The following is a 12,671-nucleotide window of genomic DNA, read 5'->3' on the forward strand; positions in this document are numbered from 1 at the left end:
GACGGCACTATGGCCAAACGCAAGGGGAGGCCCGCCAGCACGTCCACGCGGGCCAGCGGTTGCCTGATTCAAGGTAGCGCCGGGCCGTTCTCGCCCAACGGCACGATGGCCATGGTCAGCCGTGAGATGCAGCTGATTTTGCCATCCTCGCCGCTCAGGCGAATGTCCCAGACATGAGTGGTGCGCCCCAGGTGCAGGGCGCGCGCCACCGCCGTGACCCGCCCGTTGCGCAGGCCGCGCAGATGGTTGGCGTTTACCTCCAGGCCGACACAGTAGAACTGACTGCTGTCGATGCACAGGTAGCTCGCCATGGAACCGAGCGTTTCCGCCAGCACCACCGAGGCGCCGCCGTGCAGCAGGCCGTAGGGCTGATGGGTGCGCGAGTCGACCACCATGCTGGCGCTGATGGAATCCTCATCGAAAGACTCGAAGCGAATGTCCAACTGCTCGCCGATGGTGTTGTTCAAGCTCACATTGAGCTGTTCGATATCCGGAGTTTGCCGCCACAGGCTCATGGGAAATCCTTTTTTGCAGTTTAAGGAAAGCGATTAGGAGCCTGTCGGACTTTGGCGTCCGCAGTAGGACAAGCCAAAGTCCCAGGGGCCGAGGACACCCGGCCCGAACCCGTCACTCGTGCCACAGCACGGTTTCGCGGCGCTCGACCCAGTCGGTGAAGTGCGGCCCGTAAGTGCCTTCGACCACCGTGCGCTTGATCTTCAGGGTCGGCGTGAGAAAGCCGTTTTCCACCGCCCAGACCTCCTTGACCAATATCAGGCGCTGCAAGCGCTCGTGCTTGTCTAGACCCAGATTGACCTGTTCGAGCAGGGCCATGAGGCTGCGCTCCAAATCGCTACGGGTACCATTGGCGGCTTCCTGGCGACCAACGTCGGAGAGCACGCACAACGCCATCGGCTGGGCCATGCCATCCCCAATCACACACACCTGCTCGATACGCGAATGCACGGCCAGGCGATTCTCGATCGGCGCCGGGGCGACATACTTACCCTTGCTGGTCTTGAAGATTTCCTTGATCCGCCCGGTCAGGCGCAGGCTGCCCTCGCTATCCTGTTCGCCCTTGTCACCGGTGCGTAGAAAGCCATCATCGGTGATGGTTTCCGCGGTTTTCTGCGGATCCTTGTAATAACCCTGCATGGTCGCACCACTGCGCACCTGCACCTCGCCATCCTCGGCGATGCGCACCTCGACGCCGGGGCTGTTCTGACCGATCCAACCGGACTTGAATTTGCCCGGCCGGCAGACATGCGAGTAACCACAGTTCTCGGTCATGCCATAGACCTCGAGCACATCCAGGCCCAGGCGTTTGTACCAGTTGAGCAAGGTCTCAGGCACAGGCGCGGCGCCAGACAGGGCATAACGCACCGCGTCCAGGCCAAGACCGGCGAGAACCTTGTTGCCGACCAAGCGCCCGATCAGCGGCAGCCTGAGCAGGAAGTCGAGTCTGGCCGCCGGCATCTTGCTGTACACCCCCATCTGGAACTTGGTCCAGATCCGCGGCACGCCGAAGATCACCGTCGGCCGGGCACGCTTGAGGTCTTCGAGGAAGGTCTCCAGGCTCTCGGCGAAGAATACCGTCTGCCCAGAGTAGATTGACGCCAACTCGACGAACATGCGCTCAGCCACATGGCACAGCGGCAGGTAGGAGAGCACTCGATCATCTTCACCGACCCCGAACAACTCGGTGGCATGGCTGGCGGCAAACCCCAGGTTGCTGAAATTGTGCATCACCCCTTTTGGCGTGCCGGTGGTGCCAGAGGTATAAATGAGGGTAGCCAGCTGATTGGCCGCCGGCGTGGGATTGTCCTGAATCGGCGTACAGGCTTGCAGGTCATCCCAAAGGTAACTGAACTGCCCCGTGGGGCGCAGCGGCAAGCCGATGCTCGGCAGGTCCTCTGGCACCCCTGGGGCCATGCCCGGCCAGTCGTCCAGTTTGCCGACGAACACCAGCACCGCCTCGGAATGGATGAGCACCTGACGCACCGATTCGGCGGTCAGGTTGGGGTACAGCGGCACCGAGACGTGGCCAGCCATCCAGATCGCCAGGTCGGCGATGATCCAGTGCGCACAGTTCTTGGAAATGATCGCGATACGGCTGCCTTGCGGCAGTTCCCGGCTGCGCAGCCAGTTAGCGCTACGCCGTGCCTGCTCGCCGACCTCCGCCCAGCTCAACTCCTGCAGCTGAGCGCCCGGCAACGGCTGAACCATATAGCGTTTATTCGGGTGTCGAGCTTCACGCTGGTAAAACACCTCCAGCGGCAAACGGATTGCATCGACCACAGGCCTTTCTCCTTTGTTGTTTTTGTGGAGCCAACCAAGCAATTGCTTGGTTGGACTATATCCACGCACAAAGGCGAGCCGCAAGTGAAGAAATGTTTCGCTGTGTAGTCCAACTTCAGGCGTGTTGTGGGTGCACCAACGCGAGCAAATCCATCAAGCCGGCAGCCAGCACTTCGCCTTCCAGCTCGGCCAGGCTGGCGGTGTACATGGGCAACGGCTGCTGACGATGCCCATGGATCAACAAGCCGGCCAGAGCCCCAACCAGCGGTTGGTGGCTCACCAGCAGCACCTCGCCATCGGCGTAGCGATCGAGCTGCCTGAGGACTTCGCGCGGGTCGTTATCCGGCGTCAACCAGGGCACGGTATGCATGCCGCCGGTGAAACCCAGGGCTTCGCGGACCAGTGCGGCGGTTTGTTGTGCACGCACATAGGGGCTGACCAGGATCGCGCCGAGCGCACGCCCTTCCAGCTGTACCGCCGCCTGGCGAACCTCCAGACGACCGCGAGTCGTCAAGGCGCGCTCGGGATCGCTGCGTGCCTGCGCCTCGGCCTCGCCATGGCGCAGCAACCACAGCCTCATTGGCCAACCCTCACAACTTCGGTTCTTCGTCACGCACCGGGTGCGCGGCCGGCGGCACGCTATGCGGCGCCTGACCTTGTGGGGCTTGCGGGGTCGGCCAATCGGCGAAGGGCCAGGGCTTTTCTTCACTATTGAAGGTGCCGAAGCGGCCGATCTGCGCCAGGTATTGGCTCAGGCTGTCACCAAACCCGAGCAGGCTGGCACTTGGCGCGGCATAAAACAGCCGGTACCCCAACTGCAGCAAGACCACGGCACCGAGTACCAGCTCGGCCAGCTGCCAGACGATGACGAACAGCACCATCCACAGAATCCGCAACAGAATTGACTCGCGCTCCAGCTCTTCAGGCGCTTCGCTCATGAACATCTCCTTGTGCAGTGCGGGTCAGAAACCCGTGGTGGGAATAAAATCGACATCGGTCTTGGGCTCGGCAAGCATCAACTCTTCGATCACCTGCTTCAGCGTGCGGCCCTCAAACACAATGGCATGCAAACCTGCGACCAGTGGCATGTATATCTGCAATTCCTCGGCCTTGTCCTTGAGCACCTTGATGGTGTTGACCCCTTCTGCCACCTCGCCCAATCGGTCCACCGCGTCCTCGAGGCTCAGGCCCTCGCCCAAGGCGAAGCCGACCTGATAGTTACGGCTTTTCTTCGACGAACAGGTGACGATCAAATCGCCGACCCCAGCCAGACCGAGGAAGGTCATCGGGTTGGCACCCAATTGCACGGCAAAGCGGGTCATCTCCGCCAATGCACGCGTGATCAGCATGCTCCGGGTATTCTCGCCCATGCCCATGGCCGAGGCCATGCCGGCGATGATTGCGTAGACATTCTTCAGTGCACCGCCCAGTTCCACGCCAAAGCGATCGCCACTGGCATAGACGCGGAAGGTACGGCCATGCAGAGCCTCCTGAACCCGCAGGCACAGCTCTTCATCCTCACTGGCGATCACCGTGGCTGTCAGTGCGTGCTCGGCGACCTCCCTGGCCAGGTTCGGCCCGGACATCACCCCGATACGCGCCTGCGGGGCGATCTCTTCGAGGATCTGACTCATCAGCTTGAAACTCTGTGCTTCGATGCCCTTGGTGGTACTGACCAGCAGTTTGCCACTGAGCTGCTCGGCTACTGGCTGCAGCGCCTGACGCAGGGCGCTGGAGGGCAAGGCGACAAACACCAGCTGGCAAGCACTCAGGGTCGTGGGAAGGTCAGAGAGCGGGACCACACCTGAGTGAATTTTTATCCCTTTGAGATAACGCGGATTTTCGCGCGTAGCGAGGATGGCCTCGACCTGATCCGGGTCGCGCATCCAATGCAACACCTGCTGACCATTCTCTGCCAACAGGTTCGCAATGGCAGTGCCGAAGCTGCCGCCGCCAAGTACGGCTATGGGTTGCTGATCTGTCATAAGGTATCCGTTTTGGGCCATGCACGATGGCAAACTCCTAGCATTATACGGCCCAAGGGAGCTGCGGCCAGCTTTTAGCTGGAGCCTAAGCCTTGCGCGGATTGACCGAAATACACGCAAGTGTGCGCACTCGACTGAAAAAGCCGCACGCCTCGGTTAACATGCCGCACTTTCAACGCGAACAAGGCAGTTGCGTGGCAATCAACACCCGTGTACTTCACCTCCTGCCTTTGCTGGCACTGTTGGTCACTGGCGAAACCCTCGGCAACGACATGTTCGGTGGCGACCAGGCCATGCCCGAGGTGCTGACTGCCACGCGCCTCAAGCAAGCACCGGCGGCTGTACCTGGCAGCGTCACGGTACTCGACAGCGCCTTGATCAAAGCCAGCGGCGCCCGCGACATTCCGGAATTGCTGCGCCTGGTACCAGGCATGATGGTCGGCTACCGCAACGGCAACCAGGCCACCGCCAACTACCACGGCAGCAACGTCACCGAGGCACGCCGCCTACAGGTGCTTATCGATGGTCGCTCGGTCTATCGCCCCGGTCTGGCCAGCGTCGACTGGACGGATATTCCCGTGGCCATCGAAGACATCGAACGGATCGAAGTGTTTCGCGGACCGAACACCGTCAGTTATGGCGCCAATGCCCTGATGGGGGTGATCAATATCCTCACCCGCCACCCCCTCGACAGCCGCGGCACGCGCCTGAAAACCAGCCAGGGCCAGCGCGGCATCCATGACTGGTACGCCAGCCACGGCAGTGCCTGGCAGGACGGCGCACTGCGCCTGTCACTGTCCGGCCTGCAAGATGACGGCTTCGATCACGATCAGTTCGGCCGCGATTACCGCGACAGCCGTCGGCTCAATCGTTTCAACCTGTCCGCCAGCCAGCAACTCGACAGCCGCCACAGCCTCGACTGGCAACTGGCGGCCAAGGAAGGCAGCAACCAGCGCCCCTATGGCTACACCCCGGTGTTCGGCGACATCGCGCCTGGCGACAAGGGCTCGGACGTCAACGCCCGCGACTACGCCGGCTCGCTGCGCTGGACCCTCGATTTAAGCCCCGAGCATAGCCTCCATCTACAAGGCTCGGCGCAACACTGGCAACGCAAACAGGTGTGGCGCGCCTGCGAGGCGGAAGTCGCGTTCAGTCCTGAGCTGGGCCAGTTGTGGGATCTCAACCCCTTCTATGTGGTCAAGTTCGGCGAAAACCCGCTCGGCGCGGTACCGCCCGGTACAGCCCAGGAACAGGCGCTGGCCAATACCGTGCGTGCGCAACTGCTCGACGGTGCCGCGGGGCCCGTTTGCGGCGACGTCAACCAGAGCATGCGCGAGACCCGCTACGATTTCGAATTGCAGGACACCCTGAGCCTGTCCGACAACCTGCGCCTGCTCAGCGGCCTGGGCTATCGCTACGATCATGCCGACTCCGAGACCTATTTCAATGGCGCATTGAGCAACCACATCTGGCGCCTGTTCGGCCACCTGGAGTGGCAGCTCGGCGCCCACTGGCTGGTGCAGGGCGGCGCCATGCTGGAAGACGACCAGCTTTCCGGCAGCTCGCTGACCCCACGCATCGCCGTCAACTACCTGATCACTCCGCGCCACGGCCTGCGCGCGGTGTACTCCGAAGCCGTGCGCTCGCCGGACATGTACGAGAACAACGTCGACTGGCGCTACCGCGTGCGCAACCTGCAGCCGCAGGCCTTCGGCCAGAGCAGCGCGACCTACTTCGCTCGCTCCCGCGGCCCCGGCGACCTCGACCAGGAAATCATGCGTTCGCGTGAACTGGGCTACAACGGCTCGTTCGCCGATGCTGGCATCACCCTGGATATCAAGCTGTTCTACGACGAAATCCACGGCATGATCAGCGAGCCACTGCGCAACGACCGGTTCTTCCCGAGCAACGACAACCGCATGCGTTTCAGCGGTACCGAGACCCAGATCGACTGGCAACTCAGCCATGCCGACCGCCTGCGCCTGAGCTACGCCTACGTCGACTTCAGCGCCAGCAGTCGCCTCGATCGGCGTCTCACCGCGCGCAACAGCGGCTCCGCTGGCTGGCTGCGCGACTGGGGCCAGGGCTGGTCGAGCGCCCTGTTCTATTACGGCGCCGACCAACTCAATCAATACCGCTTCGAACGAGTGGACCTGCGCATTGCCAAACGTATCGCCATTGGCGGCGCCGCCCTGGAACTGGCCGGGGTCTTGCAGCAGCGCCTCGACGATGAGCCGCTGACCTGGCAAGAAAATAACCACGACCAACGACACCTGCTGTATTTCAGCGCGGAGCTAGACTTCTAGGATGGATTACCCCCCCTCACGGATGAGCCCCATGCGATATTCATGGATGCGGCCCTGGCTACTATTCTGCTGCCTGTTGTGCAGCATGCCGTTGCGTGCCGCCGAGATCATCCTCAGCAGCGCCGAAGACAACCCAGCCATACGCGCATTCAGCGCTGCCCTGGCCGAGCTGCGGCCGCTCGATCGAGTGCAGTTCAAGCCGCTTGCACAACTGCCGAGCCCCGCACAAATCCCCGCCGATACCCGCCTGATCCTGCTCGACCTGCAAGCCCTCGACTGGCGCCTGAGCGCTTCCGGCCCACCAACCCTGATGCTGCGCATCAGTCGGCTGCACGCCCAGGAGCGCCTCGGCAATCGCCGCCCGGCACATATCAGCCTGCTCTGGAGCGACCCGGCTCCCGCCCGCCAATTGCGCCTGACACGCTTGCTCTTACCGCAGGCGCAACGGATCGGTGTGCTTTACGACGAGCACAGCCAGTTCCTGCTCGACGAACTGCGCCGCGCCGCCACGCCGCTAGGGCTGGAGATCGTTGGCCAAGCCTGGCCGGACAGCCGTGACAATCGGCCCCTGCTGGCCCTGTTGCAACGCAGTGACCTGTTGTTCGGCGTGAACGATGAGGACCTGTTCAATCCACGCACAGCGAAAAACCTGCTGCTTACCAGCTACGCCCAACAGCGCGCCATGATCGGCCCCAACTCCAGTTTCGTGCGCGCCGGCAGCCTGGCGAGTATTTACAGCGACCAGCAAGACTGGCTGAACAGCCTCAATCAACTGCTCGACCAGCCACCGCAGAGCTGGCCGCGCAGCGCTTACCCCGCCTATTTCAAAGTACTCGGCAACCGCCAGGTGGCACGCGCACTGGCCATAGAATTGGCCGATGACGCCAGCCTGGCGCAGCAAGTGGCTGAAGGAGAAAACCGATGAAGCTGGGCCGTGACTGGGACATCCATACCCGCACGCAGTTGATCAGTGTCGGTCCGGCGCTGTTGATGACCCTGCTGCTGACTGGGTTTTTCACCTTAGTGCGCCTACAGGATCTGCGCCAAGAGCTCGACCACACCGGCCAGTTGATTGCCAGTCAACTGGCACCGGCGACCGAATACGGGGTTATCTCCGGCAACCTGGAGGTGCTCAACTCCCTGTTACAGGCCACCTTGAAGACCCCGCACGTGCGCTTTCTCGAAGTGCGTGACCACGCCGACAACATCCTGGTGTATGTCGAACAGCCCAACAGCAATAGCCAGGGCAAGGCACAGGTAGAAATTTTCCAGGCGCCCATTCGTCTGCAGCGGATCGCGCTGGGCAGCGACTTTCTGCAAACACCGACTGCCGAGCCGGGACAAGCTGCCGAGCACAACCTTGGTCGTGTCGTGGTCGGCATGTCGAATGACGCCTTCAACACCCGTCAACAGGAAATCCTTCTTAAAGCCGCGGCCCTGGCGCTGCTTGCCCTGTTCCTGACCTTTATCCTCGCCCGCCGCCTGGCGCGCCGCCTGTCGCAACCCCTGAGCGCCATGGGCGACGCGGTCACGGCGATCCAGGGCGGCGACTACCACACCACCCTGCCCGAACCCGAGGATGGCGAACTGGGCGCCCTGGCTCGGCACATCAATAACCTGGCCAATGGCCTGAATCGCGCCAGCCTCGAGCAGGAGCAAGCCATGGCGCTGCTGATCAAGGCACGCGAAGAGTCGGAGCAGGCCAACAGTGCAAAATCCGACTTCCTGGCCATGATGAGCCACGAACTGCGCACCCCGATGAATGGTGTACTGGGCATGCTGCAGCTGCTGGAAACCACCGAGATGACCCAGGAACAGGAGGAATATGCGGCGCTGGCTGCCGAGTCCACCGAACACCTGCTGAAAGTCATCAACGACATTCTCGACTTCTCGCGCATCGAGCGCGGGGCACTGGAACTGGAATCCATCCCCTTCAACCTGCTAGAACTGGTGCAGGCTTGCGTACAGATGTTCCAGCACAGCGCCCAGCAATGCGGCCTGGAGCTGCAACTGGACACCCAGGGCGGCCTGGAGTCGCTTGAGGTTCAAGGCGACCCGACGCGCATTCGGCAGATCCTGGTCAACCTGATCGGCAATGCGTTGAAGTTCACCGAAGCCGGCAGTATCCGCGTGCAAACCCGCTGGCAAGCGCTGGATGATCAGGTGCTGTGGCTCACCTGTGCGGTGCACGACAGTGGCATAGGCATCTCGACCGAACGCCTGGAGCACATGTTCGACGCCTTCCAGCAGGCCGACACCTCGATCTCCCGGCGCTACGGCGGTACCGGTCTGGGCTTGCCAATCGCCCGCACCCTGGCCGAACGCATGGGCGGCACCCTACGCGGCGAAAGCCAGGAGCAATGCGGCTCGGTATTCACCCTGGAAATCCCCCTACCCTTCTCCCGCCAGCTCCGCCAGAACACCGCCAATGCCCCGACACAAGAGCACCAGGGACAAGATCAGGAAGTCCTCCTGGTCGAGGATAACCCGGTCAACCAGACTGTGATCGAGGCCATGTTGCGCAGCCTCGGGTACCATGTCTGCCTGGTCGGCGATGGTGCCCAGGCGGTGCACAGTGCAGAGCGCCAGCACTTTGCCGCCATCCTGATGGATTGCCGTTTACCGATCATGGATGGCTATGAAGCCACCCGACAAATTCGTCGCCTCGCCGGCCAGGCCGATACACCGATCATCGCCCTCACCGCCAATGCCTTGCAGGGCGATCGCGAGACATGCCTGGATGCAGGCATGAATGATTACCTGGCCAAACCCTTCAAGCGCGCCGATCTGCAACGGGTACTGCTACGCTGGCTGCCACCCCGACCTTCGACCAGTATTCAAGACAACTAAAGTGTTGCAGGCTTGACCTGCATAGGCTTACCAATGCGCCCCTCTGTGGCAAGATGTCGGGTACGGATTACCGCGGTACTCAGCGCGCTGTGACTTTCACCACAACGCAACAGTCTATGACTAGGCTACCGGTAGACGCACAATAGTGGCGTGACCGCCCAGGACGATTCACCCAGCCTTGGCGCATGGGAAATATTGAGGAGCTCGCATGACCAAACAAAACGCCTTCACCCGGGAAGACCTGTTGCGCTGCAGCCGCGGCGAACTGTTCGGCCCAGGTAATGCGCAATTGCCCGCCCCGAACATGCTGATGATCGACCGCATCACCCACATCAGCGACACTGGCGGCAAGTATGGCAAGGGCGAGATCGTTGCAGAACTCGATATCACCCCGGACCTGTGGTTCTTCGGTTGTCACTTCGAAGGCGACCCGGTGATGCCAGGCTGCCTTGGCCTCGACGCCATGTGGCAGTTGGTCGGTTTCTTCCTCGGCTGGCAAGGCAACCCAGGCCGCGGTCGTGCGCTCGGCTCGGGCGACGTAAAGTTCTTTGGTCAGATACTACCGACGGCCAAGACAGTGACCTATAACATACAGATCAAACGCACCATTACCCGCTCGCTGATCCTGGCCATCGCCGATGGCACTGTCAGCGTCGATGGCCGCGAGATCTACAGCGCCGAAGGCTTGCGCGTCGGCCTGTTCACATCTACCGACAGTTTTTAAAGGATTCCTCCCATGCGTCGCGTCGTGATTACTGGCCTGGGCATTGTTTCCTGCCTGGGCAATGACAAAGAAGCCGTCTCCGCTAGCCTTCGCGCTGGCAAGTCGGGCATCCGATTCAATCCTGAATACGCCGAGAAGGGCCTGCGCAGCCAGGTTTCCGGCTCCGTCGACCTGAATCTGGAAGAGCTGATCGACCGCAAGGTCTACCGCTTCATGGGCGATGCGGCTGCCTTCGCCTACCTGTCCATGCAACAGGCCATCGCCGATGCTGGCCTCAGTGCCGAGCAAGTATCCAACCCGCGGGTCGGCCTAATCGCCGGCTCCGGTGGTGCTTCGACCTTCAACCAGATGGAAGCCATGGACACCCTGCGCGAGAAAGGCGTCAAGCGTGTCGGCCCCTACCGCGTACCGCGGACCATGGGTAGCACCGTTTCTGCCTGCCTGGCCACCCCCTTCAAGATCAAGGGTGTCAACTACTCCATCTCCTCGGCCTGCGCCACTAGCGCCCACTGCATTGGCAACGCCATGGAGCAGATCCAGCTGGGCAAGCAGGACATGGTTTTCGCCGGCGGCGGCGAAGAAGAGCACTGGAGCCAGAGCTTCCTGTTCGACGCCATGGGCGCCCTCTCCACTCAATACAATGACACCCCGGACAAGGCCTCGCGGGCCTACGACGCCAAGCGTGACGGTTTCGTCATCGCCGGTGGCGGCGGCATGGTGGTGGTCGAAGAGCTGGAGCATGCGCTCAAGCGTGGCGCCAAGATCTATGCGGAAGTCGTCGGCTACGGCGCTACCTCCGATGGTTACGACATGGTTGCCCCGAGCGGCGAAGGCGCGGTGCGCTGCATGCAGCAGGCGCTGGCCACCGTGGATACGCCAATTGACTACCTGAACACCCACGGCACCTCGACCCCGGTCGGCGACGTCGCGGAAAGCCGTGCAGTGCGCGAAGTGTTCGGCGCCAAGGCCCCGCCCATCAGCTCGACCAAGAGCCTGACCGGCCACTCCCTGGGTGCTGCCGGCGTCCAGGAAGCGATCTACTGCATGCTGATGATGGAAGGCAACTTCATCGCCGGCTCGGTCAATATCGACGAGATCGATCCGGAAATCGCCGACCTGCCGATTCAGCGCAGCACCGTCGAGAATGCCAAGATCGACACCGTCATGAGCAACAGCTTCGGCTTCGGTGGCACCAACGCCACCCTGGTACTCAAGCGTTGGACCGGCAAGTAGGTCGAATCAAACGCAGAGGCTCGCCGGGCAAGGTGCATGGACGCACCTGACGTAACCGAGTAACCGAACACGACAAAGGGCGCCCAATCGGGCGCCCTTTGTTTTTGTCTGGCCTTCAGGCCGCTTCTTCAACTTCTTCAATCCGTTTAGCCTTCCTGAAGCGTGGCAGCAGCATCGGCACCTGCTGGCGATAGGCCCGGTACTCCGGATGAACCCGGAGCAGATCGCGCTCCTCCAGGAAGATGCCGATCAGGATATAAACGCTGGTCAGTATGGCAAACAGCAGGTGCGCTACCGTCATCTGCGCAGTACACCAGAAGACGAAGAACCAGCCCAGGTAGAGCGGATGACGCACCAGTTTGTAGGCCGCCGGGGTTTGGAATGGCAACGCGGTGTAAGGCTTGCCCAGCAACTGCAACCAGACCTGACGCAAACCGAACAGGTCGAAGTGGTTGATCAGGAAGGTGCTGTACAACACCAGCGCCCAACCAAAACCAAAGCCCGCCGCCAGCAGCAACTGGCCACTGCGATTGTCCACCTGCCAGATGACGCCACCCATCGGCTGCCAGAAATAGAACAACGCGATCAACGCCAGGCTGGAGAGCAGTACATAGGTGCTGCGTTCAGCCTCCTGGGGAATCATCCTCGTCCACCAGGCCTTGAAGGCCGGGCGGGCCATCACGCTGTGCTGGATGGCAAACACCGCCAACAGCAGTGCATTGATCACCATGGCGTTGCCCAAGGCCATTTCGGCAACCCCATCGATGCTGCGGGGCACCAATGGCAAATTGCCTATAAAAGCGATGGCGTACAGCAAGGTGGCGAAAAACACGGCATAACTGCCGACGCCGTAGATAAAGATCGCAAGGCGTTTCATGGTTTAGACCTCTTGGTTACCGTACCGCATGGGCCGGTTCGAGCATGCTGGGTTAAACAGCGGCACAACGGAGATCGAACACACTGCTGACTTCATGGGTGCTGTCTGCCGCAAACCCACGGACCTGCCCATGGCGACGGATCAGCGCCGAACTTTTCGCCGGGAAGATACAGAACGGTTTGTCGTCGGCGACATAGGCGTGCAGCCAGTGGATGTCGCCGTCCAGGCCCTTGAATACCTGGTGCGGGTGCCGCGCGACGAGGCTCAGCTCGCGCTGCGCCATCTGCTCGGCATTGGCCATTGGGCGTTCGATTACGTAGCGTTTCATCCGGAGTTCCTGCCTCTGTCTTGCAAAGCTGCAGAGTTAGCTGCAGTCGAGGTCAGGTTGCGCCGCGTGTGTA

Annotated in this window: 12 protein-coding genes; 5 read left to right on the forward strand and 7 right to left on the reverse strand. The window is 61.6% G+C overall.

All coding sequences use genetic code 11. The annotated features are described in order from the left end of the window. Positions 1-68 precede the first annotated feature (68 nt). From B2D37_RS09185 to B2D37_RS09205, 5 genes are all read right to left on the reverse strand, one after another. Positions 69-515 (reverse strand): hotdog fold thioesterase, encoded by a 447-nt coding sequence (locus B2D37_RS09185; protein ID WP_079202399.1) that lies wholly within the window; start codon positions 513-515, stop codon positions 69-71. A 112-nt stretch (positions 516-627) separates the two neighbouring features. Beyond that, a complete protein-coding gene (locus tag B2D37_RS09190) occupies positions 628-2,295 on the reverse strand; it encodes an AMP-binding protein (RefSeq protein ID WP_079202400.1) in 1,668 nt (555 codons plus the stop codon). Between the two features lie 115 nt (positions 2,296-2,410). Beyond that, a complete protein-coding gene (gene sixA, locus B2D37_RS09195) occupies positions 2,411-2,875 on the reverse strand; it encodes a phosphohistidine phosphatase SixA (RefSeq protein ID WP_079202401.1) in 465 nt (154 codons plus the stop codon). Between the two features lie 10 nt (positions 2,876-2,885). Beyond that, complete coding sequence (locus B2D37_RS09200; RefSeq protein ID WP_079202402.1) at positions 2,886-3,233, reverse strand: DUF4389 domain-containing protein; 348 nt, start codon at positions 3,231-3,233, stop codon at positions 2,886-2,888. A gap of 24 nt (positions 3,234-3,257) precedes the next feature. Beyond that, positions 3,258-4,280, reverse strand: a complete 1,023-nt coding sequence (locus B2D37_RS09205; RefSeq protein ID WP_079202403.1) for an NAD(P)H-dependent glycerol-3-phosphate dehydrogenase — start codon at positions 4,278-4,280, stop codon at positions 3,258-3,260. Between the two features lie 272 nt (positions 4,281-4,552). On the opposite strand from B2D37_RS09205, the gene B2D37_RS09210 reads away from it, so the two are divergent. From B2D37_RS09210 to fabB, 5 genes are all read left to right on the forward strand, one after another. Further along, entirely contained in the window at positions 4,553-6,586 is a 2,034-nt protein-coding gene (locus tag B2D37_RS09210) for a TonB-dependent siderophore receptor (protein WP_256573197.1), read from the forward strand. Positions 6,587-6,617: 31 nt separating this feature from the next. Then, positions 6,618-7,511: an ABC transporter substrate-binding protein gene (locus B2D37_RS09215; RefSeq protein WP_154067069.1), complete on the forward strand. Its 894-nt coding sequence runs from the start codon at positions 6,618-6,620 to the stop codon at positions 7,509-7,511. After that, positions 7,508-9,436, forward strand: coding sequence for a response regulator (locus tag B2D37_RS09220; RefSeq protein ID WP_079202406.1), 1,929 nt, complete (start codon positions 7,508-7,510; stop codon positions 9,434-9,436). The genes B2D37_RS09215 and B2D37_RS09220 overlap by 4 nt, the downstream gene beginning before the upstream one ends. 208 nt (positions 9,437-9,644) lie before the next feature. Then, positions 9,645-10,160 (forward strand): 3-hydroxyacyl-[acyl-carrier-protein] dehydratase FabA, encoded by a 516-nt coding sequence (gene fabA, locus B2D37_RS09225; protein WP_079202407.1) that lies wholly within the window; start codon positions 9,645-9,647, stop codon positions 10,158-10,160. Positions 10,161-10,172: 12 nt separating this feature from the next. Next, positions 10,173-11,393: a beta-ketoacyl-ACP synthase I gene (gene fabB / locus B2D37_RS09230; RefSeq protein ID WP_079202408.1), complete on the forward strand. Its 1,221-nt coding sequence runs from the start codon at positions 10,173-10,175 to the stop codon at positions 11,391-11,393. A 115-nt stretch (positions 11,394-11,508) separates the two neighbouring features. Here fabB and mddA read toward each other — a convergent pair whose 3' ends face one another. Both mddA and B2D37_RS09240 read right to left on the reverse strand, forming a co-directional pair. Further along, positions 11,509-12,270 carry a methanethiol S-methyltransferase gene (gene mddA, locus B2D37_RS09235; RefSeq protein WP_079202409.1) on the reverse strand — a complete coding sequence of 254 codons (762 nt, stop codon included), beginning with the start codon at positions 12,268-12,270 and terminating at the stop codon, positions 11,509-11,511. Between the two features lie 52 nt (positions 12,271-12,322). Beyond that, positions 12,323-12,598 (reverse strand): nickel-binding protein, encoded by a 276-nt coding sequence (locus B2D37_RS09240; RefSeq protein WP_079202410.1) that lies wholly within the window; start codon positions 12,596-12,598, stop codon positions 12,323-12,325. Positions 12,599-12,671 lie beyond the last annotated feature (73 nt).

The organism is Pseudomonas sp. CC6-YY-74, assembly GCF_002025205.1.
Classification (GTDB): domain Bacteria; phylum Pseudomonadota; class Gammaproteobacteria; order Pseudomonadales; family Pseudomonadaceae; genus Aquipseudomonas; species Aquipseudomonas paeninsulae.

Coding starts and splice junctions, on each gene's coding strand:
- B2D37_RS09185 (WP_079202399.1), bottom strand. CDS start 515: ATGAGCCTGTGGCGGCAAACTCCGGATATCGAACAGCTCAATGTGAGC.
- sixA (WP_079202401.1), bottom strand. CDS start 2,875: ATGAGGCTGTGGTTGCTGCGCCATGGCGAGGCCGAGGCGCAGGCACGC.
- B2D37_RS09200 (WP_079202402.1), bottom strand. CDS start 3,233: ATGAGCGAAGCGCCTGAAGAGCTGGAGCGCGAGTCAATTCTGTTGCGG.
- B2D37_RS09205 (WP_079202403.1), bottom strand. CDS start 4,280: ATGACAGATCAGCAACCCATAGCCGTACTTGGCGGCGGCAGCTTCGGC.
- B2D37_RS09210 (WP_256573197.1), top strand. CDS start 4,553: ATGTTCGGTGGCGACCAGGCCATGCCCGAGGTGCTGACTGCCACGCGC.
- B2D37_RS09215 (WP_154067069.1), top strand. CDS start 6,618: ATGCGATATTCATGGATGCGGCCCTGGCTACTATTCTGCTGCCTGTTG.
- B2D37_RS09220 (WP_079202406.1), top strand. CDS start 7,508: ATGAAGCTGGGCCGTGACTGGGACATCCATACCCGCACGCAGTTGATC.
- fabA (WP_079202407.1), top strand. CDS start 9,645: ATGACCAAACAAAACGCCTTCACCCGGGAAGACCTGTTGCGCTGCAGC.
- fabB (WP_079202408.1), top strand. CDS start 10,173: ATGCGTCGCGTCGTGATTACTGGCCTGGGCATTGTTTCCTGCCTGGGC.
- mddA (WP_079202409.1), bottom strand. CDS start 12,270: ATGAAACGCCTTGCGATCTTTATCTACGGCGTCGGCAGTTATGCCGTG.
- B2D37_RS09240 (WP_079202410.1), bottom strand. CDS start 12,598: ATGAAACGCTACGTAATCGAACGCCCAATGGCCAATGCCGAGCAGATG.